General features: G+C 74.7%; 22 protein-coding genes. 10 read left to right on the top strand and 12 right to left on the bottom strand.

From position 1 onward, the window contains the following. Nucleotides 1-20 precede the first annotated feature (20 nt). The 3 genes from OP18_RS12455 to OP18_RS12465 form a co-directional block, all read right to left on the bottom strand. On the bottom strand, nt 21-2693 hold the full coding sequence (locus OP18_RS12455) for an FtsX-like permease family protein (RefSeq protein ID WP_052386610.1): 2673 nt from the start codon (nt 2691-2693) through the stop codon (nt 21-23). Continuing rightward, a complete protein-coding gene (locus OP18_RS12460; protein ID WP_081970685.1) occupies nt 2690-3409 on the bottom strand; it encodes an ABC transporter ATP-binding protein in 720 nt (239 codons plus the stop codon). The genes OP18_RS12455 and OP18_RS12460 overlap by 4 nt, the downstream gene beginning before the upstream one ends. 207 nt (nt 3410-3616) lie before the next feature. Continuing rightward, nucleotides 3617-4189, bottom strand: coding sequence for a PadR family transcriptional regulator (locus OP18_RS12465; RefSeq protein WP_033359012.1), 573 nt, complete (start codon nt 4187-4189; stop codon nt 3617-3619). A 146-nt stretch (nt 4190-4335) separates the two neighbouring features. Here OP18_RS12465 and OP18_RS12470 point away from each other — a divergent pair, with 146 nt between their 5' ends. Together OP18_RS12470 and OP18_RS12475 are read left to right on the top strand one after the other, a co-directional pair. After that, nucleotides 4336-5169, top strand: a complete 834-nt coding sequence (locus OP18_RS12470; protein WP_033359013.1) for an alpha/beta fold hydrolase — start codon at nt 4336-4338, stop codon at nt 5167-5169. Next, nucleotides 5166-5633: a GNAT family N-acetyltransferase gene (locus OP18_RS12475; protein ID WP_033359014.1), complete on the top strand. Its 468-nt coding sequence runs from the start codon at nt 5166-5168 to the stop codon at nt 5631-5633. Before OP18_RS12470 ends, OP18_RS12475 begins: the two co-directional genes overlap by 4 nt. Nucleotides 5634-6249: 616 nt before the next feature. On the opposite strand, the gene OP18_RS52345 is transcribed toward OP18_RS12475, so the two are convergent. Next, complete coding sequence (locus tag OP18_RS52345; RefSeq protein WP_052386611.1) at nt 6250-8292, bottom strand: methyl-accepting chemotaxis protein; 2043 nt, start codon at nt 8290-8292, stop codon at nt 6250-6252. A 60-nt stretch (nt 8293-8352) separates the two neighbouring features. Further along, complete coding sequence (locus tag OP18_RS12485; protein ID WP_033359015.1) at nt 8353-9312, bottom strand: aldo/keto reductase; 960 nt, start codon at nt 9310-9312, stop codon at nt 8353-8355. A 103-nt stretch (nt 9313-9415) separates the two neighbouring features. Between OP18_RS12485 and OP18_RS12490 the strand changes: the two genes are divergently transcribed. Both OP18_RS12490 and OP18_RS12495 read left to right on the top strand, forming a co-directional pair. After that, entirely contained in the window at nt 9416-10255 is an 840-nt protein-coding gene (locus tag OP18_RS12490) for a helix-turn-helix domain-containing protein (protein WP_033359016.1), read from the top strand. Nucleotides 10256-10423: 168 nt separating this feature from the next. Next, entirely contained in the window at nt 10424-11851 is a 1428-nt protein-coding gene (locus tag OP18_RS12495; RefSeq protein ID WP_052386612.1) for a glycosyl hydrolase family 18 protein, read from the top strand. A 122-nt stretch (nt 11852-11973) separates the two neighbouring features. Here the strand turns inward: OP18_RS12495 and OP18_RS12500 are convergent, their stop codons facing one another. Together OP18_RS12500 and OP18_RS12505 are read right to left on the bottom strand one after the other, a co-directional pair. Further along, entirely contained in the window at nt 11974-13167 is a 1194-nt protein-coding gene (locus OP18_RS12500; protein WP_245635358.1) for a cytochrome P450 family protein, read from the bottom strand. 82 nt (nt 13168-13249) lie between these two features. Continuing rightward, nucleotides 13250-14002, bottom strand: a complete 753-nt coding sequence (locus OP18_RS12505; RefSeq protein ID WP_033359018.1) for an SDR family oxidoreductase — start codon at nt 14000-14002, stop codon at nt 13250-13252. Nucleotides 14003-14104: 102 nt separating this feature from the next. On the opposite strand from OP18_RS12505, the gene OP18_RS12510 reads away from it, so the two are divergent. The 4 genes from OP18_RS12510 (at nt 14105) to OP18_RS12525 (ending at nt 17112) form a co-directional block, all read left to right on the top strand. Continuing rightward, nucleotides 14105-14584, top strand: a complete 480-nt coding sequence (locus tag OP18_RS12510; RefSeq protein WP_033359203.1) for an RrF2 family transcriptional regulator — start codon at nt 14105-14107, stop codon at nt 14582-14584. A gap of 263 nt (nt 14585-14847) precedes the next feature. After that, the gene (locus OP18_RS12515) at nt 14848-15114 is read left to right on the top strand and encodes a hypothetical protein (protein ID WP_156089472.1); all 267 of its coding nucleotides are present in this window, start codon (nt 14848-14850) and stop codon (nt 15112-15114) included. Nucleotides 15115-15248: 134 nt separating this feature from the next. Next, nucleotides 15249-16076 (top strand): alpha/beta hydrolase, encoded by an 828-nt coding sequence (locus OP18_RS12520; RefSeq protein WP_081970686.1) that lies wholly within the window; start codon nt 15249-15251, stop codon nt 16074-16076. A gap of 106 nt (nt 16077-16182) precedes the next feature. Continuing rightward, entirely contained in the window at nt 16183-17112 is a 930-nt protein-coding gene (locus OP18_RS12525) for a hypothetical protein (RefSeq protein WP_033359020.1), read from the top strand. 572 nt (nt 17113-17684) lie between these two features. Here OP18_RS12525 and OP18_RS12530 read toward each other — a convergent pair. The 4 genes from OP18_RS12530 to OP18_RS12545 all read right to left on the bottom strand — a co-directional run bounded on the left by OP18_RS12530 (nt 17685) and on the right by OP18_RS12545 (nt 20705). Continuing rightward, entirely contained in the window at nt 17685-18146 is a 462-nt protein-coding gene (locus tag OP18_RS12530) for a hypothetical protein (protein WP_156089473.1), read from the bottom strand. A gap of 248 nt (nt 18147-18394) precedes the next feature. After that, nucleotides 18395-19030, bottom strand: coding sequence for a DUF998 domain-containing protein (locus tag OP18_RS12535; protein ID WP_033359022.1), 636 nt, complete (start codon nt 19028-19030; stop codon nt 18395-18397). Nucleotides 19031-19098: 68 nt separating this feature from the next. Beyond that, complete coding sequence (locus tag OP18_RS12540; protein WP_033359023.1) at nt 19099-20262, bottom strand: epoxide hydrolase family protein; 1164 nt, start codon at nt 20260-20262, stop codon at nt 19099-19101. Between the two features lie 50 nt (nt 20263-20312). Continuing rightward, the gene (locus tag OP18_RS12545) at nt 20313-20705 is read right to left on the bottom strand and encodes a hypothetical protein (RefSeq protein ID WP_052386614.1); all 393 of its coding nucleotides are present in this window, start codon (nt 20703-20705) and stop codon (nt 20313-20315) included. Nucleotides 20706-20872: 167 nt separating this feature from the next. Between OP18_RS12545 and OP18_RS12550 the strand changes: the two genes are divergently transcribed. Both OP18_RS12550 and OP18_RS12555 read left to right on the top strand, forming a co-directional pair. Continuing rightward, nucleotides 20873-21910, top strand: coding sequence for a hypothetical protein (locus tag OP18_RS12550; protein ID WP_052386615.1), 1038 nt, complete (start codon nt 20873-20875; stop codon nt 21908-21910). Then, a complete protein-coding gene (locus OP18_RS12555; protein WP_033359025.1) occupies nt 21907-22413 on the top strand; it encodes a hypothetical protein in 507 nt (168 codons plus the stop codon). The genes OP18_RS12550 and OP18_RS12555 overlap by 4 nt, the downstream gene beginning before the upstream one ends. Here OP18_RS12555 and OP18_RS52350 read toward each other — a convergent pair. After that, nucleotides 22406-24820 (bottom strand): putative bifunctional diguanylate cyclase/phosphodiesterase, encoded by a 2415-nt coding sequence (locus OP18_RS52350; protein WP_156089474.1) that lies wholly within the window; start codon nt 24818-24820, stop codon nt 22406-22408. The two genes, OP18_RS12555 and OP18_RS52350, sit on opposite strands and share 8 nt — an antisense overlap. Between the last annotated feature and the right edge of the window lie 97 nt (nt 24821-24917).

A 24917-nucleotide genomic window follows, 5' to 3' on the forward strand; every position in this document is an offset into this window, starting at 1 on the left:
GACAACGGGTGGCCGGGCGGTCAGGTTCGCCGCTCGATCGGCAGCCGGGCCCGGGTGAACATCGCGGTACCCACCATCGCGACGGCCGGCACCACCAGGACCGCGACGGCGACGTTCGGCCACGGCACCGCCCACGGGTAGGTGTTGTCGCTCGGCCACATGCTCAGCGCCTTGCGGTTGAGGGCGGCGAGCACCGCCCACCCGGCGCCGAGCCCGGCCGCGGCGCCCAGCAGCGAGCCCAGCCCGGCGATCACCCCCGCCTGGCTCAGCGTCAGCCGCCGTCGCACGCCGGGCGACGCGCCGACCGCGCCGAGGGTCGCCAGGTCCGGCCGGCTGTCGACGGCGGCGAGGCCGGTCGCGATGCCGGCGGCGCCGAGCGCGATGACCGCCGCGACGATGCCCAGGACCACGAGCTCGACGGTGACGTCCGGCCGGTACGGCCACGCGACGGAGCCGTGGTAGGAGTTGCCGAGCGCCTCGGCCGCCTCGTTGAACGCGCCCATCTCGGCCCGCGTCGGCATCCGGCTGGTGGCCACCACGATGCCCTTGACCTCGACGGCCAGGCCGGCCTTCGCGACGGCCTGGGGTGACATCGCGACGAACACCCGCGACACGGCGGTGGTGGTGACGTAGCCGGGGACGGCCACGGTGTGCCCGTAGCCCTCGGGGTCCTCGCGCGAGGGCACCGCCAGCAGGACCGTGCCGTGGTCGACCAGCGACGGGTCGGCCACGACGACGCCGCCGGCGCGCAGGGTCGCCTCGGCGCGGGCCAGGTCCTCGCCGCGTGCGGCGGAGACGACCCCGACGGTCGAGCCGTCGTCGACGATGGTGGTGGCGTTGCCGCCGCCGTTCAGCACGTACCCGTTGCCCCGGCAGCGCGGGTCCCGGATCGCCTTGCGCTGCTCCTCCGGCGTGGCGTCGCCGGGCCGGTACGGGCACCGCCGGTGCACCGGCAGCACCGGCCGCAGCCAGCACGAGGCGTCCGCGGCCGCCCCCGCCGGGCAGGTCACCCCGCGCAGCTCGACGGTGGTCGCCACCGGCAGGGTCGCGGCCGCCGCCTGCACCAGCCGCGGGGTCGGCAGCGGGTCGGCGCGCTCGCCCCGGTCGCCCCAGCCGCGGGTGATCTCCGCGTACCCGTCGGGCAGCGCGGCGACCTGCATGTCCAGCTGCCGCCGCAGGTCGCTGGCGAAGAACACCCCGATGGTCACGGCGCCGAGGACGGCCGCCATCACCGCGGAGATCGCCGGCGCGGTCGAGGAGCGGTGGCGGGCCAGGTCCCGCACCGCGATCCGCGGCGCGAGCGGCAGCCGCCGGCCGAGCCGGGCGACCAGCCCGACGAGCGTCGGCGTGACCACGACCAGGCCCAGCTCGGCCAGCACCAGGCCGGCCATGACGACGGTCGAGTCGATCGCCACGACGCCGTACCCGGCGACGGCGGCGCCGGCGCCGAGCATGCCCAACCCGATGAAGAGCCAGCGGCGGCCGGGCCCGGTCCGGTTGCGCCGCCCGGCGAGGGCCGCGACCACGTCGGTGCGGGCCGCGGCGAACGCCGGCACCAGCGCCGCGCCGACCCCGGCGACGAACGCGAGCCCGGCGATGCCGAGCAGCGCCGCGGGGAAGACCCGGTACCCGCCGGCGCCGGCGTGCGCGACGTGGTCCTCGAAGACGCCCCGCAGCGCGAACGCGGCGGCGACCGCGACGGCGGTGCCGGCCACCCCGGCGACGACGCCGAGCAGCACCCCGTCGGCCAGGACGATGCGGCGCAGCTGTGCCGGGGTGCCGCCGTTGGCGGCGACGAGGGCCAGCTCCCGGCGCCGCCGGCGGGCACCGACCGCGAACGCGGGACCCGCCAGCAGCACGATCTCCAGCACGCCGAGACCGAACACCAGCACGCCCAGCCGGAACACGTCGCCGTTGCCGGACGGCCAGCTCGGCGCGTCCGGCGGCGGGTCGAGGACCACGGCGCGGGAGCGCACGAGGACGCCGTGCTGGTTGAGCGCCCGCACCTGGTCCCAGGTGATCGGGGCGGGCGTGTCGACCAGCCAGGTGCTCTGCTGCCCGGGCGGGTCGACCGGCAGCGTGCCGGGGTGCAGGACCGCGACCGGCTTCAGGTTCTCGGGCAGCTCCATCTCCGCCACGACGCGCAGGTCGCCCCGCTCCGGCAGCCGTACGGTGCCGCCGAGCCGCACCCCGAGCAGCCGCATGGCGGCCGCGTTCAGTGCGATCTCGCCGGTGGACGCCGGTGCGGTGCCGCGCAGCAGGGCCACCCGGCCCCGGTAGGCGGCGTCGGCCAGGTCCAGCTGGTGCCCCGGCAGCTTCTGCTCGCCGGTGCCGCCGCGCAGCCGCACCTCACGCTCGTCGACGAGCGCGACGCGGGAACCGGCGGGCAGCAGCGCGAGCAGGCCCTCGGCGCTCGGCGTGGGCGGCTCGGCGCGGCCCGGGCTCATCACGCTGTAGCCCTCGGCGTCCTGGGTGACCGGCCCGCCGAACTGCCAGCGCACCGACCCCTCGAACCGGCCCAGCTCGCGGTCCAGCCGCTCCGCCGGGGTGAGGGTGAACATGTCGTAGGTGACCGCCGCGAACGACAGCCCCAGCACCGGCAGCAGGATCAGCGCCAGCACGAGCGTGGTGCGGCCCTTCGCCCGGCGCGCCTCCCGCCGGGCGATCCGCAGCGGGACCAGCCAGGTCCTCACGATGTGGCCCCGTCGAGGAGGTGCTCCGGTTCGGCGAGCGGGCCGGAGGTGTCGACGACGACGCCGTCGCGCAGGAACACCACCCGGTCGGCCCACGCGGCGTGCCGGGCCTCGTGGGTGACGAGCACCCCGGCCGCGCCGGCGTCGACCTTGCCGCGCAGCAGTCGCAGCACCGCCTCGCCGGTCTGCGAGTCCAGCGCGCCGGTCGGCTCGTCGGCGAGGATCAGCCGCCGCTGCCCGACGAGCGCCCTGGCGATCGCGACCCGCTGCTGCTGCCCGCCGGACATCTCGTCGGGGAAGCGGTGCGCGTACCCCTCCAGCTCCACCTCGGCGAGACAGGCCAGGGCGGCCCGCCGGGCCCGGCGCACGCCCACCCCGTCCAGCTCCAGCGGCAGCGCGATGTTCTCCGCCGCGGTCAGGCTGGGCAGCAGGTTGAGGTCCTGGAACACGTACCCGATCCGGCGCCGCCGCAGCGCGGCGAGGGCCTTGCGGTCCAGGCCGCCCAGCACGGTCCCCTCCACGGCGACCTCACCCTCGCTCGGCGCGTCGAGCCCGCCGGCGAGGTTGAGCAGCGTCGACTTGCCGGACCCGGACGGGCCCATGACGGCGACCAGCTCGCCCGGTCGGACGGTCAGCGTCACGCCGCGCAGCGCCCGTACCGTCGCCTCGCCGGTGCCGTGGGTGCGGTGCACGTCGCGGAGCTCGAGCACGCTCATGCCGTCACCTCCGCTGCGCTGCGGCCCGCTCATGCCGTCACCTCCGCTACGCTCCGGCGTCGGCCTGAGCTCCACCCTGAGCTGCTGATTCGCAGCCCTCCGCTGCGCTGCGGGCCGCTCATGCCGTCACCTCCGCTACGCTCCGGCGTCGACCTGAGCTCCACCCTGAGCCCATGATTCGCGGCTCCTCGCTGCGCTGCGGCCCGCTCATGCCGTCTTCTCCTCATCGCGATCCGGCGCCGCCTGCGGCGCGGGGGCCGGCAGCGGGGCGTGCCGGGCCAGGCTCGCCTCGCAGTGGTCCAGCCACCGCACCTCGGCCTCCGCCTGGAAGATCATGGATTCGAGCACGAGCCGCCACGACAGGTCGGCCGGGCCGCCGGCGCGCTGCTTCATCCGCGTGTACTCCTGCAGCATCCGCATCGTGGCGGTCCGCTGCGCCTGGATGATGCGGGGCACGTCGACGCCGGGGGTCGTCAGCGCGAGCGCCAGCTTGATCGCCAGCTCGTCGCGGGGTCGGTCGCCGCGGCCGATCGGGGTCGCGAACCAGTCGGCCAGCTCGGCCCGGCCCGCGTCGGTGATCTCGTACGGTCGCTGCCCCCCGTCGTGCTCCGGCAGCGACCGCACCAGGTCGTCGCGTTCGAGCCGCGACAGGGTCGTGTAGACCTGCCCGATGTTCAGCGGCCACGTCCCGCCGGTGGACTCCTCGAACGAGGTCCGCAGCTGGTAGCCGTACATCGTGCCGCGCTGCAGCAGCGCGAGCAGACCGTACTTGATGGACATAGATACGGAGTATGCATACTCGGTATGCGGTGACGCAAGTCGCTTGCCCGACGGGCGACAGCGGACCCGCTCGCCGTCGGTGGATGTGGCGCGGATCGCGCAGTGGGTCGCCGCGCACCTGTACGCCGGCCGATAGGCTTCGCCGCATGGGGGGCGAGCTCGAGGTGCCGCTGCGCGACGGGCGGGTGCTGCACGCGTACGACACCGGCGGCGGCGACCTCGCGGTCCTCTGGCACCACGGCACCCCCAACACCGGCGCGCCGCCGTCGCCGCTGTTCGCCGTGTCGGAGCCGCTCGGCATCCGCTGGATCTCCTACGACCGCCCCGGCTACGGCGGCTCCACCCCGCACCCCGACCGCAGCGTCGCCTCGGCCGCCGCCGACGCCGCCGCGGTCGCCGACGCGCTGGGCGTGCCGCGGTTCGCGGTCATGGGCCACTCCGGCGGCGGTCCGCACGCCCTGGCCTGCGCGGCACTGCTGCCCGACCGGGTCACGGCGGCGGTGAGCGTGTCGGCGCTGAGCCCGTACGACCCGCCGTCCGACGACGGCTACTTCGCCGGGATGGCCGACGGGGGAGTCGCCTCGCTGGGTGCCGCGCTCGCCGGCCGCGCCGCGAAGGAACGGCACGAGGCGACCCCGCACGACGACCGCGACATCGGCTTCCTGCCCGCGGACTGGGCGGCCCTGTCCACCGACTGGTCCTGGTTCGGCGAGATCGTGGCCGCCGCCCAGCGGTCCGGCCCCGCGCCGCTGATCGACGACGACCTGGCGTTCGTGCGCCCGTGGGGCTTCCCCCTCGCCGCCGTGACCGCCCCGGTGCTGCTCATGCACGGCGCCGCCGACCGCATGGTGCCCAGCGTCCACGCCGACCGGCTCGCCGCCCGACTGCCGACCGCCACCCTGCGGATCATCCCTTCGGAAGGTCATATCACCGTCATGCGCCACGCCGCCGACGCCCTGCACTGGTTGCGCTCCCGATGAGCGACCGCTCCCGCGACGGGTACACCCTGACCACCGACCCGGCCCGCGTCGACGTCGACCTGGTGCACCGCTGGCTGTCGGAGGAGTCCTACTGGGCCGCCGGTCGCGCCCACGACGTCGTCGCCCGCTCGATCGCCGGCTCCCTGCCGTACAGCATCTGGCGAGACGGCACCCAGGTCGCCTTCGCCCGCGCCGTCACCGACGGTGCCACCTTCGTCTGGATCTGCGACGTCTTCGTGACCACCGCCCACCGCGGCCGCGGCCTCGGCCAGTGGCTCGTCGACGCCATCGTCGCCGACCTGTCCGCCGCCGGCCTGCAACGCTTCCTCCTCGCCACCCGCGACGCCCACGAGGTGTACCGCCGCTCCGGCTTCGAACCCCTCGCCGGCCCCACCCGCTTCATGGAGATCGACCGCCGCCCCACCCGCGGCGCGATCCTGGCCTCCCTGCCCGACCCCGAGTAGCGCCGCCGTTGGAAACCTCAGCTCAGCATGGGTTCGCGGAGGCGGCTCACTGAGCGGGCGAGGCTGATGGCGCTTGTTCCACGTCGGGACCGGCGGGGTGGGTCCCGGCCGCGTGGAAGGGCGGGTGCTGCCTCGCGGCGGATGGAATGTCGCGTGGTGGAGCCGGGTTCGCTGCCGCTCCTGCGAGCACATGGGTGTTCGGGTCCGGGCCACGGCGTCACCGGGTCGGGCCGCGGCGCCGGAGTGCCGGTGCAGCCGCGGGTCGGCAAGGCATGCGCGGCGAGGCGGGCGGTGGCACCAGGGCGTGGTTCGCGGCGGCACGGCCGCAGCGCGGCGTCGGCCGGGCGCGGTGGCCGCGGCGTTGTCGCAGGCCACGGTTTCGCGGCCGCACGCGACGCGCGCACCGGCGGCGGTGGGAGAGGCCACAGCACCGCCGGGCGGGTCGCAGAGCGTCCAGCACGCGCTGCCGGCGGATGGACGCGAACGGTTTCGCTGGTCAGCCTGGTGGCGCCCGGGCCTGTTCGTCCGACACGCGCCCGACCGGCCCGGTGGCCGTCCGTGCACGGTTGCGGGAATCCGGACACCTGCGGGAGCGCGGGGAAGGCCGGGCCGGCGGTCAGGCGTCGCCGAGCAGGGCGGTGATGTAGCGATCGATGGTGGTGACGGTCTGCGGGGAGGGCTTGACGAACTCGATGCCGACCTCGCCGGCGGTGTCGGTGTCGAGGTGGCGGACCGCGCGGCCCTGCAGCTGCAGGCGCTCGTCGCCGAGCAGCAGGGTGAGGTCGACGACCGACTCGAGGGCGGGCCGCCAGCCGTTCTTCGAGGCGCACCGCAGGCCGGAGATGCTCAGGTCGAGCAGGTCGGCCTCGGCGTGCACGGGGCCCTGGTCGAGCAGGACGGTGCCCTCGACGGCGGCGCGGTTGTGGCGGCGGCGTTCGAGGCGGTCGGTGACCTGGGCGAGGCTCTCGATGCGGGTGATGGCGGCGTGCACCGCCCCGACGAGCTGCTCGACCGAGGCGCGCTGGCTGGCGGCGACCGCGGTGAGGCGGGCGGTGACGTCGCCGACGGCGTTGACGCCCTGGCTCATGTCGGTGATGACGCCGGCCATCGCGGAGGCGTCGGCGCCGAGGGCCTCGACGGTGCTGGTGATGTCGCCGGTGGACTCCTTCGTCTTGGTGGCCAGGTTCTTCACCTCGCCGGCGACGACGCTGAAGCCGCGGCCGGCCTCGCCGGCGCGGGCGGCCTCGATGGTGGCGTTGAGGGCGAGCAGGTTCGTCTGGCCGGCGACGCCGGCGATGAGGTTGGCGATGCCGTCGACGCGGCCCAGGCTGGTGGTGACCGCGTTGATCGCGGAGTCGGCGTCGGCGGCGCGGTCCACGACGGTGCGGGTGACCCGGTCCGCGGCGGCGGCCTGCTGCTCGATCGCGTCGGCGGCGGCGAGGACGTCGTCGGCCTCCGCCATGACGGTACGCAGCTCCGCCAGGACGGCCGCGCTGGTCTCGTCGATGACCTCGCCCGCGCGGCGGCGCACGGTCTGCTCGGCGAGCTGCTGGCGCACGTTCGTCGTCGTCAGCTGCGCCTCCTTGGTGGCGCGCTCCTCGGCGAGGCTGCGTTCCTGTTCCTGCAGCGCGTCGAGCATGGCGTCGACGGCCCGGCCGAGCACGGCGATGTCGTCGGTGCCCGACGGGGCGATCCGCAGCGAGTGGTCGCCGGAGGCGATGATCTGCTCGGTGGTGCGCCGCAGCGGACCGACCCGTCGGCGCAGCGCCGCCCGTACCCCCCAGAGGATGCCGACGACGAGCAGGACCGTCGCGACCGTGACGAAGACGAACAGCTTGACCGCGGTCGCGCTGGCGGCGGCGTGGATCGGGCGGGCGGCGACGACCTCCAGCACGACGCTGCCGCCGTTGACGGTGTCGATGACGGCCTCGACCGCGATGTGGTCGTCGTCCAGGACCTTCGTGCCGATGCGCAGGTCGCCCAGGTCGCTGCGCAGCGCCGGCTGCGGGTCGGTGCCCTCGCGGGCCCGCGGGACGAGCCGCAGCGGCAGGTCCAGGGCCTGGCCCAGGCGGGCGACCCGGGCGTCGTCGAGGCGCTTGAGCAGGATCATCCCGCCGGACGGGGCGCCCTCGCCGCTGCTGGGGAACGTGCCGACGCCGCAGAAGAGGTACGGCGCGTCAGCGGACACCACGCCGCAGCGCGACACGCCGGGCTCGGCGGCCGGGTCGAACAGCTGCCGCAGCACCGCCGGGTCGCGCAGCTGCGGCGGCGGGGTGCCGTGGGTGGGCGCGTCGGTCGTCATCCCGCCGACGCGCAGGGTGCCGTCGGCGCCGATGCCGAACATGCCGTCGATGTCGTTCGCGGAGCTCTGCGCCTCCGGCGGGAAGTCCGCGGCGAAGCCGGCCCGGTCGCCGGTGCCGACGTCGCGGTACGCGTTGTCCCACACCGCGTTCGTGGCGCCGAACGCGGTCAGCAGCTGCGCCTGGGAGTCCAGGCCGATGCGGATCCGGCCGGCGTCCTGGGCGACCTGCCGGGCCTCCAGCTTCTCGAACGCCCCGGTGGTGATCAGCTGCATCACCAGGAAGGCGACGACCAGCCCGGCGAGCCCGCCTGCGGCGGGCAGCAGCAGGCGGGAGATCCGGCGTACGTTCGGGCCCACGATGACCAGTTCGGCACCGGCGGTCCGGACCTTACAGATCCGCGGCGGCGGCGCGGAAGGTCAGCGGTCGGTGCCGAGGTGGGCCATCATCGGCTCGGGGTACCGGGAGCCGCGGGCCGAGTCGGCCGGCACCGCCGCCTCGACGGCCGCCAGGTCCTCCGCGGTCAGCGAAACCGGGGTGAGGGCCTCGGCCAGCCGTTCGCGGGTCCGCGCGCCGACCAGCGGCACGATGTCCGGGCCCTGCGCGGCGACCCAGCCGATGGCCAGCTGGGCGACGGTCACGCCCTTGCGGTCCGCGACCGCCCGCAGCGCCTCGACGAGGGCGAGGTTGTGCTGGACGTTCTCCGCGGCGAAGCGCGGCCCGTGCGCCCGGAAGTCGCCCGGGGCGAGCGCCCGGTCGGCGCGCCAGTGCCCGGACAGCAGGCCGCGGGACAGCACGCCGTAGGCCGTCATGCCGATGCCGAGCTCGCGCAGGGTCGGCAGCACGTCGTCCTCGACGCCGCGGGACAGCAGGGAGTACTCGATCTGCAGGTCGGCGATCGGGTGCACGGCGTGCGCCCGGCGGATGACGTCGGCGCCGACCTCCGACAGGCCGATCTCGCGGATCCAGCCCTCCGTGACCAGGTCGGCCAGGGCACCGACGGTCTCCTCGACGGGCACCGCGGGGTCGAGGCGGGCCGGCCGGTACACGTCGACGTGATCGACGCCCAGACGGACCAGCGTGTAGCCGAGGAAGTTGCGGATGGCGGCGGGGCGGGTGTCCATGCCGCCCCAGGCGTTGTCGGGGCCGCGCAGCGCGCCGAACTTCACACTCAGCCGCACCTTGTCGCGGTCGCCGGGGCGCAGCGCGTCCCGGATGAGCAGCTCGTTGTGGCCCATGCCGTAGAAGTCGCCGGTGTCGATCAGGGTCACACCGGCGTCGATCGCGGCGCGGATGGTGGCGATGCTCTCGGCGCGGTCGGCCGGGCCGTACATGCCCGACATGCCCATGGCGCCGAGGCCGATGGTGGTGTTCTGCATGCCTCGACCATGCCGCCGCGACCGGGGCGGTGACAGCGGAGCGGTCTTCGTAGGAGCGCCGGTCCCTGGCTGCGCCCGGCGCCGGGACGCGACGATGGGGGGCATGCAACGTGACGAGCTCGCCGACTTCCTGCGCCGCCGCCGGCTGGCGATCCGCCCCGCCGACGTCGGGCTCGTGGAGGGGCCGCGCCGGCGCACCGCCGGGCTGCGCCGCGAGGAGGTCGCGCTGCTGGCGGGCATGTCCACCGACTACGTGGTGCGCCTCGAGCAGGGCCGCAGCGCGCAGCCGTCGGCGCAGCTGCTGTCGGCGCTGGCCAGGGCGCTGCGGCTGACCGAGGACGAGCGCGACCACCTGTACCACCTGGCCGGTGTCACCCCGCCGCGGACCTCCGGCGGCGTCACGCACGCGCGGGCGGGGCTGCTGCGGATGCTCGACCTGCTCGGCGACACCCCCGCCACGGTCGCCTCCGACCTGGGCGAGACCCTGGCGCAGAACCGGATGGCGATGCTGCTGCTCGGCGACCAGACCCGGTTCCGCGGTGACGAGCGCTATCACGTGTGGCGATGGTTCACCGATCCGCAGTGGCGCGCGCTGTACCCCGCGCAGGACGCCGACCATCACGGCCGGGTGTCGGTGGCCGACCTGCGGGCGACCGCGGCGCGGCGGCACGGCGACGCGGACGTCGACGGTCTGGTGCGCCGGCTGCTGGCGGCGAGCCCCGAGTTCGCGGCGCTGTGGGGCGAGCACGAGGTGGCGGTGCGCCGCTCCGACCGCAAACGCATCGTCAACCGGCAGGTCGGCCTGGTCCACGTCGACTGCGAGACGCTGGTGACGCCGGACCTCGGGCAGAAGCTGCTGGTGCTCACGCCCCAGCCGGGCACCGACGCGGCGGAGAAGCTGGCGTTGCTCTCAGTGGTCGGCCTACAGCATTTCAGTACGTGAATACCCGCTGGTATCGACTTTCTTCGCGACTCGCATTGACATCCGATAGTTAACTTTCCTATCGTTTCAGCCACCTGTCATCGTGCCGGTGGCGCCGCTTCGTCGTTTGGTTCCCGGGCATCCCCACCCTGCCCGTGCCGCCGGCCGGCCATCCGAAGGAGCACCCTCTTGTCCTCCTCACCCGCACCGGAGTCCGGGGCCGCCCGTCCCGGACGCCACCGGGCCCGGCGCTCGGCCTTCGCCGCCGGCGCCATCGCCCTCGCCACCGCCGCCGTCGGCGGCATCGTCACCCTGGCCAGCCAGCCCGCGGCCGACGCGGCGGTCCTGCCCAACGGCTTCCGCAGCGTCGGGTACATGCCCTCGTGGGCCGGCAGCGCCAACAGCATCCAGTACAGCAAGCTGACCCACATCAACTACGCGTTCGTGCTGCCGAACAGCAACGGCAGCCTGCAGGGCCTCGACAACCCGTCGAAGCTGCAGTCGATCGTGTCGCTGGGGCACGCGGCCGGCGTCAAGGTCTCCATCGCCGTCGGCGGCTGGAACGACGGCAATGACTCCGGCTTCGAAGGGCTCGCGGGCAACGCGACCGCCCGGACCGCGTTCGTCAACAACATCGTCAACCTGGTCAACCAGTACAACCTCGACGGCGTCGACATCGACTGGGAGTACCCGGACCCGGGCACCTCGGGCAACAACTACGCCGCGCTCATGTCGCAGCTGAGCACCGCCATGCACAGCCGCGGCAAGCTGCTCACCGCCGCCGTCGTGTCCGAGGGCTACACCGCCGAGGGCGTCCAGCCGGCTGTGTTCGGCTACGTCGACTGGCTCAACATCATGGCGTACGACGGCGGCAGCCCGCACGCGAACTACGACTGGTCCATCGCGTCCGTCAACTACTGGAAGAGCCGCGGCCTGCCGGCGAGCAAGGCCGTCCTCGGCGTGCCCTTCTACTCCCGGCCCGGGTACTACACGTACAGCGACCTCGTGGCCCGCGACCCGGCCAACGCCAACCGCGACTGCACCACCATCAACGGCGTGCAGGAGTGCTACAACGGCATCCCGACCATCAAGCGCAAGACCACGTGGGCCATGGCCAACGCCGGCGGCATCATGAACTGGGAGCTGTCCCAGGACACGAACACCAGCACCTCGCTGGTCAGCGCGATCTACACCACCGCCACCGGCGGCACCACGCCGACCACCGGCCCGGCCGGCCGCACCGGCCGCATCACCGGCCTGGCCGGCAAGTGCGTCGACGTGGCCGCGGCGTCCACCGCCAACGGCACCGCGGTGCAGCTGTACACCTGCAACGGCACCAACGCCCAGAACTGGACCGTCGCGACCGACGGCACCCTGCGCGCCCTCGGCAAGTGCATGGACGTCACCAGCGCCGGCACCGCCAACGGCACGAAGATCCAGCTCTGGGACTGCAACGGCTCGGGGGCCCAGGTCTGGCAGGCCCAGTCCGACGGCACCCTGCGCAACCCCAACTCCGCCAAGTGCCTCGACGTGACCGGCAACGTGTCCACCGACGGCACCCGCCTGCAGATCTGGGACTGCTTCGCCGGCGCGAACCAGCGCTGGGTCCTGCCGTAGGGCATCGCCGGCCGCCCCTGTCCTTCCCGGGTAGGGGCGGCTCCGGCCGCCCTTGTCCTTCCCGGGCAGGGGCGGCTCGCGGCCGCCCTTGTCCTTCCCGGGCAGGGGCGGCTCGTGGCCGGTCAGCGCAGCTGGACCGGCAGGGTGGTGGTGCCGTGGATGAGCACGCCGGGGCGCCAGATCAGCTCGGAGGCGGGCACCGCCAGGCGCATGGTGGGGAAGGCTGCCAGGAGGTCCCGGAACGCGATCTGCGCCTCCAGCCGGGCCAGGGGAGCGCCCAGGCAGTAGTGGATGCCGTGGCCGAACGCCAGGTGCTGGTTGTCGGGGCGGCCGAGGTCGACCTCCGCCGGGTTCGGGAAGCGCGCCGGGTCACGGTCGGCGCTGAGCAGCGAGATCGCGACGACGCCGCCGGCGGGGATGGTGACGCCGCCGTACGTGACGGGCTCCATCGCGACCCGGAACGTCGCGGTCTCCACGGGGGACTCCAGGCGCAGGAACTCCTCGACGGCGCTCGGGATCAGCGACGGGTCCCGCAGCAGGCGCCGGTGCTCCTCCGGCCGGGTCAGCAGCGTCCACATGCCGTTGCCGATGAGGTTGACGGTGGTCTCGTGCCCGGCGATGAGCAGCAGGAACACCATCGACGTGAGCTCGTCCTCGTCGAGGCGGTCGCCCTGGTCGGTGCTGGCGATGAGCGCGCTGAGCAGGTCGTCGGCGGGGTCGGCGCGTTTGGTGGCGATGAGGCCGCGCAGGTACGCGAGGAACTGCGCGGCCGCCTCCGGTACCCCGGAGCGGTCGACCGACCCGGCGACCAGCACCCCGGTCCAGCGCCGGAACTCGGCCTGGTCGTCCTGCGGGATGCCGAGCAGCTCGCAGATGACCTGGATCGGCAGCTGCACCGCGTAGTCGTCGATGACGTCGGCGCGGTCACCGGCCCGCATGGCGTCGACGAGCGCCGCGCTGAGCTGCTCCACCCGGTCCCGGAGCTGCTCCACGCGGCGCGCCGTGAACGCCTTGGCCACCAGCCGGCGCAGCCGCGTGTGGTCCGGCGGGTCGTTGGCGAGCAGGTGCCGGGTCAGCGGCCCGCTGATCTGCGGGGCGAGCGCCGCGGCGTTCGCCGTCGCGCCGACCCGCTTGGACAGCCGCGGGTCCCCGAGCGCGGTCCTGGCGTCGGCGTACCTGGTGACCAGCCACATCTCCATGCCGGTCGGCAGCTGCAGCCGGTGCACCGGGGCCTGCTCGCGCATGGCGGCATACACCGGGTGCGGGTCGTCCCAGAAATCCTGCGTGAACAGTTGCGGGCTCGGCGCGGTAGTCACCCATTCACCGTAGCCAATCATCACGGGTTTCGGTGCCCTGGTCACCGTCCGTGATGACATGCCGAGCCCGCCGGCCGCGGGCTCAGTGCTTGCCGAGCCAGTCGACGAAGTGGACGGCGCCGATGCGGGCGCCCGGGCCCGGGGTCAGCGACGTGTCGTCGAGCTCGGCGCCGAAGTACCGGGCGTGCGGGTCGGTCGTCACGTCCTGGACCGGCTCGGTGTCCTGGCGGGCGGCGAGGAACCGGCGGATGTGCTCGTCCATCCGGACGGGCTCGGGGCCGGCGAGCTCGACGATGCCGTTGACCGGGGCGGCCTGCGCGACGTCGGCGACGGTCGCGGCGACGTCGTCCGCGGCGACCGGCTGGAACAGTGCCGGTGGCAGCCGCACCGTGTCGCCGTCCAGCCCCGCCTGCGCGATGGCGTGGGAGAACTCGTAGAACTGGGTCGCCCGCACGATGGTGAACGGCACCCCGCCGGCGCTGATCGCATCCTCCTGGGCGATCTTCGCCCGCAGGTAGCCGCTGTCGGGCAGGCGGTCCGCGCCGACGACGGACAGGGCGACGAGGTGCGCCACGCCGGCGTCCCGGGCGGCGGCGACGAGGTTGCCGGCCGAGGCCCGGAAGAACTCCAGCACCGCGGTGTCCTCGAACGACGGCGAGTTCGCCACGTCGACGACGACGTGGGCGCCGGCCAGTGCCTCGGCGAGGCCTTCGCCGGTGACGGCGTTGACGCCGGTCGCGGGTGAGGCCGGCACGACGTCGTGGCCGGCGGCGCGCAGCAGGTTGACGACCTTGCCGCCGATGAGGCCGCTACCGCCGATGACGACGAACTTCATGATCACTCCTTGGTAACTCGGACAATTGTTGTCCGGGATGGGTACGTCCACGACCATACCCGGATACCCGGTGTCCGAGTCAAGTACGATGGCCGGGTGAAGATGTCGGGTGGCGTGGAGTGGGCGCTGCACTGCTGCGTGGTGCTGACCGCGGCGCCGGCGCCGGTGCCCGCCGCGCGCCTCGCCGAGCTGCACGACGTCTCCGGCAGCTACCTCGCCAAGCAGCTGCAAAACCTGTCCCGCGCCGGCCTGGTGCACTCGGTGCAGGGCCATGCCGGGGGGTACGTGCTGACCAGACCCCCGCAGGAGATCACCGTCCTGGACGTGGTGACCGCGGTGGACGGCGCGGCCCCGGCGTTCGTGTGCACGGAGATCCGCCAGCGCGGGCCGCTCGCCACACCGGCCGAGGCGTGCACGGCACCCTGCGCGATCAGCCGGGCGATGGCCGCCGCCGACGAGGCCTGGCGGGCCGCGCTGCGCGGGATCACGATCGCCGACCTCGCCCGGGACGTCACCGGCGACTACGGGCCGGGGGTGTTCGCCGGCATCCGCGCCTGGCTCGGCGCCGCCGGCCCGGCCTGAGCCCGGCCGGCCGTCCCCCGCGGGATCGGCTTGCCCCGGTCACGGCGGTGGTCCTCGGGCGCTGTCACGGGCCCAGCCGCGCCAGCGCGGTGGTCGACCGCACCCGTTACCGACTTCGACCGATTCGCCGGCGTGCGCGCGGCCGGGTCGATCGGCGACGTGGTCCCGAAGCGGGCGTTACCGGCTCACCCTCAACCCCACCACCGGCCTGCTCTCCCAGCTGCTCGGCCGGCCCGTCCCAGCCGTGGAGGTCCGGCTCTGGCGTGAGCTCGCGACCCGTCTTGATGACCACCGGGTTCAACAACGCCTGCAACCGGGGCATCCGCGGCATCCTGCCCGTCGGCGACGGATACCTGTTCTTCGGCATCAACCAGGGCTGGCGGTACTCCACCGAGCCCTCGCGACGACCCGCCCACCGCCGGCCCCGGCCGGACCACCGAGCTGATCCACGAGCTGCTCGCGCACCGAACCGACCGGTCGGGCTGCTCACGACGCTCGCCTCGGCACTGCCCGCCCGTCTGCAGGTGTAGGAGCCCGCGACAGGTCCGGGTCAGGGCCGTGCCGCGGGCGGCAACGGCGGTCGTGCCACGGGCGGCAACGGCGTCGTGCCACGGGCGGCGGCACCGTGGACCAGCTGTGCGTCGCGGCGCCGCATACTGGTGCGATGGATCATGTAGCGCAGCGGCAGGCGATGCTCGACGCGGTCCCCGAGCAGGTCGGTCCCGTCAGGGCGATCCGGCTCGTGCGGGACCTCGACGCCGACGGGGTGCCGGTCCGTCTCTACCAGGACAGCACCGTGCCGTCCGCCCCGGTCCTGCTCTACGCCCACGGCGGCGGCTGGGTCCTCGGCGACCTCACCACCCACGACGGGCTGTGCCGCCTGCTGGCCGCCGAGACCGGCTGGGCCGTCCTCGCCGTCGACTACCGCCGGGCCCCGGAGGCACCGTTCCCGGCCGCGTTCGAGGACATCGACACGGTCAGCGGTTGGCTGCGACGGTACGCCCACCAGCACGCCCTCGACCCGACCACCGTCGCCGTCGGCGGGGACTCCGCCGGCGGCCTCCTCGCCACCGTGGCCGCCCGCCGGGAACGCGACGCCGGCCGCGGCTTCGCCGCGCAGGTGCTCATCTGCCCCGTGACCAGTCCCGCCATGGACTACCCCGACCTCGGCAACGACGGCCTGTGGCCGGCCGAGATGGCGGAGTTCTGGGACGCGTTCGCCCCGCCCGGCGTCGACCGGCACCAGCCCGACCTCGACCCCTTCCTGGCCGACCCGGCAGGCCTGCCACCCGCGGTCATCGTCACCGCCGAGCTCGACATCCTCCGCGACGAGGCCGAACGCTACGCCGCCCGGCTCGCCGCCGCGGGCGTGCCCGTCATCGCGACCAGGTACCAGGGCACGTTCCACAACTTCCCGCGCAAGCTCGCCCTGACCCCCCACGCGGGCGTCGCCGTCGCCCAGATCGCCGCCGCCCTGCGCGCCCTCACCTGACACCCCCACCCCGGCCGCCGCCAACGCCCACCCCACGACCGCGCGCCGCCCGCCCAGCGGCGCACCCGCCGGCGACGCAGAAGGTTGGACTTCGGCCAGCCGCGCCATGGCGGATGACGCACAGACGCGGAAACCGGCCACCGCCGCCGAGGCGAAGGACACGCTGCCCGGCGAGCCTTTCGGCGGCACTGCGGTGGACGGCGCCGCGGTGGGCGGCGCCGCGGTGGACGGCGCTGCGGTGGACGGCGCTGCGGTGGGCGGCGCTGCGGTGGGCACCGCTGAGATGGCGGCGCGTGGCCCGGCGCGTCTGTCGGCGGCGCCGAGGCGGGCGGCGCATAGCTCGGCAGGCCAGACGGGAAGCGCCGAGGTGGCCGACGTGGAGGTCGGCGGATCCGTCGTTGGCGCGGAGTTGGCCGGGTCGCGCGGCAGCGTCGACGTAGGCGGACCAACCGGCGTCGGCAACGTCTGCGGCGTCGAGGCGCGGAGACTGCTGCGTGGCGCCGCGGTGGATGACGTGAAGGCGCGGGGACTGCTGCGTGGTGCCGCGGTGGATGACGTGGAGGTGCGTGGATTGCTGCGTGGTGCCGCGGCGGGCGACGTGAAGGTGCGTGGATTGCTGCGTGGCGCCGCGGTGGACGACGTGAAGGTGCGGGGATTGGTCCGTGGCGCTGCGGTGTACGTGAAGGTGCGTGGATCGCTGCGTGGTGCTGCGGCGGGCGACGTGGAGGTGCGGGGATTGGTCCGTGGCGCGGCAGTGGGCGACGTGGAGGTGCGTGGCGCTGCGGGGCGCGACATGGAGGTTGGCAGAGCCGTCGTCGGCACGGAGTCGGGTGGGTCGCCCGGCGCGAAGTCGGGTCGATTGGTCGGCGGCATCAATGTTCGCGGCGTGACGGTGTGGGGATCAGCGGGCGGCGTCGAGTCCTGCAGGCCAGCCGAGGCCGCGGAGGTGGACCGTGCGGAGGTCGGCGGCGTCGTCGGTGCCGCTGAAGTGGGCGGATCGGTCGGCGGCGGCAAGGCTCGCGGCGTGGCGACGTGAGGATCGGTCCGTGGCGTTGCGGTGGGCGGCGCGTACGTCAGCGGTGTGGAGGCGGGCGGGGCGGACTTCGGCAGGTCTGTCGGGGAGTTCAACGCCCGGCGATCGGCAGGTGCGCGTCTCGCCGGCGGCCGCACCTCCGCTGTCGGTGTCTCGCCCGCTGCCAGCGCCTCGGCCGCTGTCGGCGTGTCGCCCGCTGCCAGTGCCCCGGCCGCTGTCAGTGGCCGGGGCGCTGCCGGGGTCCCGCCCGGGCCTGCGGCTCCCGCCAGCACGCGGGCGTTGCGGAGGCGGGTCAGCTTCGTGGCGTGGCGGGCCGCCAGGCCGTGGGTGCGGGCCTCGGCGAACTCCGCCCTCGCCCGTGCCTTCTCCTCGTGCCGGCGGTGCCATGCGGCGGCCTGTGCCGCCAGGCGGGCGGCGCCGTCGATGACGTCCGAGCCGGATCCTGGTGCTTCCAACGAAAAATACGGTCGTGGCATGCGCCGCCTCCCCCGATAGGCGCTGCCCCACCATTCTCGAACCCGCACCCCGCCTCGTCCAGTGCCATCACCCCCAGCGACCATCCCGCCACCCGACGCTCAGTACGTGCGGTAGTGGCACCAGGAGCGGGCGGCGCGGGTGTTGAGCAGGAGCAGGAACAGGGCCGGAAGCGCGGCGCTCGCGATGGTGGACGGGGTCAGCAGGGAGGTGCTGTACGCCTGCCACGCCGCCGACGCGAGGCTCAGGACGTTGAGCAGGATCAGCACCACGCGGGCCCAGTTGCGGCCGCGCTGGACCTTGCGGCCCAGGACGATCGCGATCAGGCCGAGCACGCCGAAGACGGCGACGACGGTCGCGACGACCGGTGTGACCGCGGATGAGCGGGCGCCGAGCAGCTCACGCCATTCGCCGGTCATGTCCGAGGCCGCGACGGCGAAGAGCGCGGCGACGCCGAGCATCACCAGGCCGCCGAGGTACTGGAAGACGGCGACGACGTGCAGGGAGACCGGGGCGGTGGTGCGGGTCGCGTACACCGGCTGCGGAGGATATGCGTAAGCCATGCCGACAGCGTGCTCGCGCGACGAACCCCGCGACTCGCACGTTCATGCCAACCCCGCGAGGGCCGACCCTGCGAGGGCCGACCCTGCGAGGGCCGCCCCTGCGAGGGCCAGCCGGGGCAAGGGCCGTCATTCCTGGCGCAGCACGTACCCGTCCGACGCGCGTACCGCCGTGCGGGTGCCCAGCGGCGCCGACAGCGGCAAACAACCCGATCGATCGTCGCATGACGTCGATGCTACGACCGGTGCGGTCAGCAGGGCGGGGTCGCCCGGTACAGGTGGATCGACACGGTGGCCAGCCATGCCCAGATCACCAGGACCGCCGCGACGAACCCGAGGGTGAGCGCGGGCGCGCTGTTGCCCGACGCGATCCCCACGAACCCGGCCAGGAAGAGCGCGCCAGAGGTGTACGAGTAGCGCGCCAGCCCCCGCCGGCCGTCCCGGGCGAAGCGACGGCCCACGACCACGCACGCGGCGATGACGCACAGGAAGCCGATGCTGCCCGCCGCCAGGTGCCCGATGCCGTGCCAGCTCACGGCGCCCGGGCCGGCGGGGGTGCCGGCCGGGAAGCCCAGCCCGGGATCGGCGCGCAGCGCGCCCGCGGCGATGAGGCTGGCGCCGTACACGCCGACGAGCCGGGCCACCCACGGGGTGTCCGGCAGCGCCCGGTGCAGGCCCGTCGCGGCGGCCAGGACCATGAGCCCGGTCAGCACGAAGTTGGTGATCTGGATCCAGCCGAGATCGCCGTTGGACAGCAGGCTCCACGCGTGCCGGGTCAGGTCGAAACCTTCCCGGGTGAGGGCCTGGGCGAGGCTGACGGTCACGTAGAACGGGCCGGCGAGCACGCCGTAGCCGAGCAGGGAACGGGTGACCTGGTTGGGAAGCACGGCAGTGGTCTCCTTCGGCGAGGGTGGGCCTTCACCGGTGCCTCGAACGGGGCGGCCGCGATCCGACATCACCGACCAGAAATTTTTCGCGGCGACGCACCGGTGATCGCGGCGAAGCAGGCCCGCACCTCGGCCACGAACAGCGACGGCTGCTCGAACGCGGCGAAGTGCCCGCCGCGGTCCGGTTCGCTCCAGTACCGGATGTCGGTGAACCGGCGCTGCGCCCACCGCCGCGACGGGCGCGGGATCTCCTTCGGGAACACGGAGGCGCCGACGGGCACGGTGACCAGGTCGGTGGCCCCACCGGTGAAGCGCCGCTGCACGTCCTTGAAGCTCTCCCAGTACAGCCGGGCCGCGGACGCGCCGGTGCCGGGCAGCCAGTACAGCATCAGGTTGTCCAGCAGGTCGTCGCGGGTGAACGTGCGGTGCTCCCAGTCGGTCCAGGCCCGGAACTTCTCCGCGATCCACGCGCACAGCGCCGCGGGGGAGTCGACCAGGGCGTAGCCGATCGTCTGCGGCCGGGTCGACTGCTGCAGCGAGTAGCCGTCCTCCACGGCACCGGCCCGCTCGAGGTCGGCGAGGCTGCGCCGCTCCGTCCCGGTCAGGTCGCCGAAGGTCGCCGGGTCGGGCGGGGCGAGCGGTGGCACCAGGTGCAGCCCGACGACCCGGTCCGGGTCCTGCTGCGCGATGGCGGTGCTGACGCTGGTGCCCCAGTCGTGGCCCTGCGCGGCGAAGCGGTCGTAGCCGAGGCCCGCCATCAGCTCCACCCAGGCCCGCGCGATGCGTTCGACGCCCCAGCCGGGACCGGACGGCTTGTCGCTGAAGCCGTACCCGGGCAGCGACGGGCACACCACGTGGAACGCGGGCCCGGCCGCCGGGTCGGTCAGCGGCCCCACCACCTTCAGGAACTCCACCACCGACCCGGGCCAGCCGTGCGTCATCACCAGCGGCAGCGCGTCCGGGTCGGGGGAACGCACGTGCAGGTGGTGGATCCACACCCCGTCGACGAGCGTGCGGTACTGCGGCAGCGCGTTGAGCCGGGCCTCGGCGGCGCGCCAGTCGTAGCCGTCGGCCCAGTACGCGCACAGCCGCCGCACCCATTCCAGCGGCACCCCCTGCGACCAGTCCGGCACCGTCTCAGGCTCCGGCCAGCGGGTCGCGTGCAGGCGCCGGCGCAGGTCGTCGACGACGTCGCCGGCGATCTCGACCCGGAACGGCACGGTGCGCGTCATACCGGCCATCCTCGCGCGCACGGCGGCGGCCCGCAGCGCTGACGCGCATGTCAGGCGAGGGCGAACAGGTGCCCGGTCGGCGAATAGTCGATCTTCCAGTCGGTGTACACGCCGCACGCCCCGTCGGTCAGGCACCGCATCCCGACCGACACCCAGCGCACGTCGCCGTCGTCGCACAGCGCGTAGCCGACGGCGATCTCGAACGTCTCCCCGCCGCACGGGCAGCCGGCCTCGCCCCCGTCCTCCTCGTCGGCGACGTCGGCCGCGTCGAGCATCACGAACTCGTCCTCGCACGCCTCGCACCGCCGGGCCGCGTAGCCGGCCTCGTCGTCGACCCACAGCCGGAACTCGGTCCCGCCGCACGCCGCGCAGACCGACTGTTCGACCCGGTGCACCGGGTAGCCGCCGGCCCGGTACCGCCGCAGGTACGTGTCGAGCTCCATGACCCGCAGCGTAGAGCCCGCGAAAACCGTTCGCCGCCGATTCCCGGCCGTGGTGTCCTCTCCACATCTGGTTCTACGACCCGCCCTCGACGACGACCGGCGCCCTGCAACGCGGCCTCGGCCGCGGCGCCGCGCGGGTAGCGGAGCTGCCGGACCCGGCGACGGCGGTGACGGCCTGCGTCGAGCGGGACCACCGCTACCACTGGGCCGTCGACGAGCGCGCCGTCTACCTGGCGCGGCTCGTCCGCGACCTGCGGCTGCCGGTCGCGCGCCTCGCCGCCGTGCTGCGCGGGCCCGCCGACGAGGACAACGCCTTCGGCAACACCCTCGACGTGCTGGTGGCCCTGGGCCGCGCGGGCGACCACGCGTCGGTCGAGGTGCTGCGCGAGTACGTCCGCGACGGCCCGCGCTGGTCCGACGTCCTCGACGTGATCGGCGGTGCCTGGCCGGCCGAGCTGTGGCAGGAGTGGGCGGCGGAGGACGCCCGCGTCGCCGTGCTGGTCGAGGCGTCCCCGCTGCCGCGGTGCCCGGGCCGGCCGCTGCGCGACGCCACCGACGAGGAGCTGCTCGCCGCGGTCCGCACGGGCGGCGGCGGGTCACCGGCCGCGCTGTGGGAACTGCGCCGCCGTGGTCCGCAGCCGGCGCTGCTGGACCTCGCCGCCGCCGACCTGCCGCCCGCCCGCCTGCGCGGGCCGCTCGGCGCCGCGCTGGAGGAGCTGGGAGCGGCGGCGGTGCCGCTCGCCCGGCAGTGGGCGGCGCGGCCCGGGCACCCGATGGCGTGGACGGCGGCGGCGATCCTCGCCGGGCACGGTGACGAGTCCGACGTGCCGGCTCTCCTCGCCGCGTGGGCGTGGCTCGACCGGCGCGGGGACGACCTGTGCGGCTACGGCCTGCTCGCCGAAGGGCTGGCCCGCATCGGCGGGAGCGGCGCCCGGGCGGTGCTGCCGAAGCTGCGCCGGGCCTGGTTCAGCCCGCACTCGTCCGAGCGCGCCGCCTGCCTGCGCGCCGCCCACACCCTCGACCCGGACGGCTGCGAAGCGCCGCTCACGGAAGGGCTGTGGGACTGCGAGCGCGACGTGCGCCGGTACGCCGCCGAGCACGCGCCGCTGAGCCCGCTGGTGCGGGACCGGCTCGCCGGCCTGCGCGACGACCCTCTGGAGACCGCTGAGGTGCGCGCCGTCGCGGCCGGTCGGCTCGCCGCATGACGCGCCGGTACGCCTACGTCGGGCCGGGCGAGCTGCATGGCCTGGCGCCGGTCGGCGTCGGGGTCGTCCGCGGGGCGGCGGACCTCGACGCGTGGCTGGCCGCACGGGACCCGCGGGAGCTCGCCGAGCCGTTCACGTTCGTGGTCGACGGCGGCGGGGTGCTGCGGCTCGCGCCGCGGCGCAGCGAGCACGTGGCCTGCGCCGGTGGTGGCGACGTGCTCGCCGCGGGCGAGATGGGGTTCGTGCGGACCGCGGCCGGCTGGCGCGTCGACCGGGTCAGCAACCAGTCCACGGGCTACTGCCCCGACGCGGCGGGCAGCTGGCCGGCCGTCGCGGCGGCCCTCACCGCGGCCGGCACGCCGCACCCGGGCGGGTTCACCGACGAGGTGGTCTTCCGCCGCTGTACCGCCTGCGCCGCCCGCAACGTCGTGCACGACGGCGACCTCGTCTGCGCCGTGTGCGCCGCGCCGCTGCCGGAGCACTGGAACCTCGGTCTCAGCTGACGGCGGCCGCCGTGGCGCGCACGTGGGCCGGCAGCTGGTCCGCCGGCATGGGGCGGCCGAAGTGGTAGCCCTGCGCGTAGCGGTACCCGAGCCGACGCAGCACCTCCGCCTGCGCCTCCGTCTCGACGCCCTCGGCGACCGCCCGCAGCCGCAGCCCGTCGCTGATGCCGATGAGCGCCTCGGCGATGACCGAGTGCTCGCCCTGGTCGGTGATGTTGTCGATGAACGACTTGTCGACCTTCAGCACGTCGACGGGGCAGGTGCGCAGCAGGCCCAGCGAGGAGTGGCCGGTGCCGAAGTCGTCGAGGGCGACGTTCACGCCGAGCCGCTTGAGCTGGCGCAGCTCCTCCAGGCCCGACCCGCCGTCGAACACGGCCGTCTCGGTGACCTCCACGGTGAGGTGCCGCGGGTGCAGGCCGGCGGCGGCCAGGGTCGCCTGGACCTGCGCGGCGAAGCCGGACTCCCGCAGCTGCCGCGGCGAGACGTTGACAGAGACGTACCGCAGCGCGTCGGCGCCGAGCTCGTCGCGCCACCGGGCGGCCTGCCGGCACACCTCGGCCAGCACCCACTGCCCGACGGGGACGATGAGGCCGGTGCGCTCCGCGGCCGGGATGAACAGGTCCGGCCGGATCATGCCGCGCTGCGGGTGCTGCCACCGTACGAGCGCCTCCACGGCGACCGTGCGCGCGTCCGACAGCCGCACGATCGGCTGGTAGTACACCCGCAGCTGCCCGGTGTCCAGGGCGACGCGCAGGTCGGCGGCGGTGCGGGCCTGCTCGGCGCTGTGCTGGTCCAGCGCCGGCTCGTAGGTGACGCGGCGGCCCTTGCCCTGCGCCTTCGCCTCGTACATCGCGACGTCGGCGCGGCGCAGCAGCTCCTCGCCGGTGACCTCCGGCGGGCCGCCAAGCGACGGCGGGCCACCAAGCGACGGCGGGCCACCAAGCGACGGCGGGCCACCAAGCGACGGCGGGCCGCCAAGCGACGGCGGGCCGCCCGGCGACAGGGCCAGGCCGATGCTCGCCTCGACGACGAGGGCGTGCCCGCCGGCGTCCAGCGGGCGGCGCAGCTCCGCGGTGACGCCGGCGAGGACCTGCCGGGCCCGGTGCTCGCCGGCGGCACGGAACACCAGCGCGTACTCGTCGCCGCCGAGCCGGGCGGCCAGGCCGTCGGCGGGCCGCAGCTGCGACAGCCGGGTGGCGACCGCGCTCAGCAGCGCGTCGCCGACGGCGTGGCCGAGGTCGTCGTTGATGCCCTTGAAGTCGTCGATGTCGATGAGCGCGACCGCCACCGTGTCCTGCCCGGCGCGCAGCACGTCGTCGGTGTACTGGGTGAGCAGCCGCCGGTTCGCCAGGCCCGTCAGGGCGTCATGGGTGGCCTGCCACGCGAGGGTCTGCTGGTACTCCTCCAGCTCCCGCAGCCGGCTGTCGAGGGTGTCCAGCAGCACCGCGTTGTCGCGCAGCGCGGCGGCCTGCCGGCCGGCGACGAGCAGGACCAGCACCACCGTGCCGAGGGCGACCCCCAGCACGTCGTCGCCGCCGTCGGCCGCGTCGGCCAGCAGCAGCGTCCCGGTGGCGAGGACCGCCAGGTACGGCACGAACGGCCGGCGGGGCCGGCGCACCGCCACGGGCGGCTCGACCCCGGCCGCGCGCCGCTGCCGGTCCGCGGCCAGGCACAGGATGAAGCAGGTGAGGGGCAGGACCACCGGGGTGCCGTTGAGGTGCGGCCGGTCCGTCAGCAGCGGGGTCAGCGCCCCGCCCGTCGCGCCGCCGCCCCCGGCGAGGGCCAGCAGGTACAGCCCCCGCCGGTCCAGCGGCCCGGTGCCGGTGAACGCCACCTTGATGAAGGCGAACACGCACACCGACCCGGTCGCGACGATCGCCAGCACCGCCCACGTCCCGGTGGTGTTGCCGCCGGACCAGCGCTCCCAGTGCCGGAACACGAAGTGCCAGGCGAACGTGATCACCGTGACCAGCACGGTCGCGGTGTCCAGGCCGAAGCGCAGCCACTCGCCGCGGCTGCGCTGGGCGCCGGGGATGCGCAGCAGCCCCCACAGCATCACCAGCAGCCCCGCCAGGTACACCGCCGCGGTGAGCCCGCTGACGTGCTGCGGCGCGACCCGGCCCAGGACCATGTCGACGCCGTTGCTGGCGCCGCCCAGGCCGATGAAGACCATGCCGAGCCCGATGTGCCGCCAGAACCGCCGGGCGGCCGGCGCCAGTGCCGCGGCGGTGCTGGTCGCCCAGCACGCGTACACCGCGAACCCCACCGCGGCCGGCACCGCGACCCAGCTCACCAGCGGCGGCGTCGGCCGGGCCAACCCCACCGCGAACCACGCCTCGGCCATGACGAGCACCACACCCGCGGCCAGCACCACACCCGTCGGACGCCAGCCAGCAACCCTGCTCACACTCGCGGCATCGGCACGCCGACCCCGATCATGAACCAAATCTCAGCCGGCACTCAGCCGATCCACAGATCCGTGACGCACAGTTGATGCACCGCAC

The organism is Dactylosporangium aurantiacum, assembly GCF_000716715.1.
Classification (GTDB): Bacteria; Actinomycetota; Actinomycetes; order Mycobacteriales; family Micromonosporaceae; genus Dactylosporangium; species Dactylosporangium aurantiacum.

What these genes read in the sequence shown, in the direction of transcription:
- OP18_RS12520 (WP_081970686.1), top strand. Translation starts at nt 15,249, where the DNA reads ATGGATCATGTAGCGCAGCGGCAGGCGATGCTCGACGCGGTCCCCGAG.
- OP18_RS12510 (WP_033359203.1), top strand. Translation starts at nt 14,105, where the DNA reads ATGTCGGGTGGCGTGGAGTGGGCGCTGCACTGCTGCGTGGTGCTGACC.
- OP18_RS12540 (WP_033359023.1), bottom strand. Translation starts at nt 20,262, where the DNA reads ATGACGCGCACCGTGCCGTTCCGGGTCGAGATCGCCGGCGACGTCGTC.
- OP18_RS12505 (WP_033359018.1), bottom strand. Translation starts at nt 14,002, where the DNA reads ATGAAGTTCGTCGTCATCGGCGGTAGCGGCCTCATCGGCGGCAAGGTC.
- OP18_RS12490 (WP_033359016.1), top strand. Translation starts at nt 9,416, where the DNA reads ATGCAACGTGACGAGCTCGCCGACTTCCTGCGCCGCCGCCGGCTGGCG.
- OP18_RS12460 (WP_081970685.1), bottom strand. Translation starts at nt 3,409, where the DNA reads ATGAGCGTGCTCGAGCTCCGCGACGTGCACCGCACCCACGGCACCGGC.
- OP18_RS12485 (WP_033359015.1), bottom strand. Translation starts at nt 9,312, where the DNA reads ATGCAGAACACCACCATCGGCCTCGGCGCCATGGGCATGTCGGGCATG.
- OP18_RS12530 (WP_156089473.1), bottom strand. Translation starts at nt 18,146, where the DNA reads ATGGCTTACGCATATCCTCCGCAGCCGGTGTACGCGACCCGCACCACC.
- OP18_RS12555 (WP_033359025.1), top strand. Translation starts at nt 21,907, where the DNA reads ATGACGCGCCGGTACGCCTACGTCGGGCCGGGCGAGCTGCATGGCCTG.
- OP18_RS12525 (WP_033359020.1), top strand. Translation starts at nt 16,183, where the DNA reads ATGGCGGATGACGCACAGACGCGGAAACCGGCCACCGCCGCCGAGGCG.
- OP18_RS12545 (WP_052386614.1), bottom strand. Translation starts at nt 20,705, where the DNA reads ATGGAGCTCGACACGTACCTGCGGCGGTACCGGGCCGGCGGCTACCCG.
- OP18_RS12465 (WP_033359012.1), bottom strand. Translation starts at nt 4,189, where the DNA reads ATGTCCATCAAGTACGGTCTGCTCGCGCTGCTGCAGCGCGGCACGATG.
- OP18_RS12470 (WP_033359013.1), top strand. Translation starts at nt 4,336, where the DNA reads ATGGGGGGCGAGCTCGAGGTGCCGCTGCGCGACGGGCGGGTGCTGCAC.
- OP18_RS12475 (WP_033359014.1), top strand. Translation starts at nt 5,166, where the DNA reads ATGAGCGACCGCTCCCGCGACGGGTACACCCTGACCACCGACCCGGCC.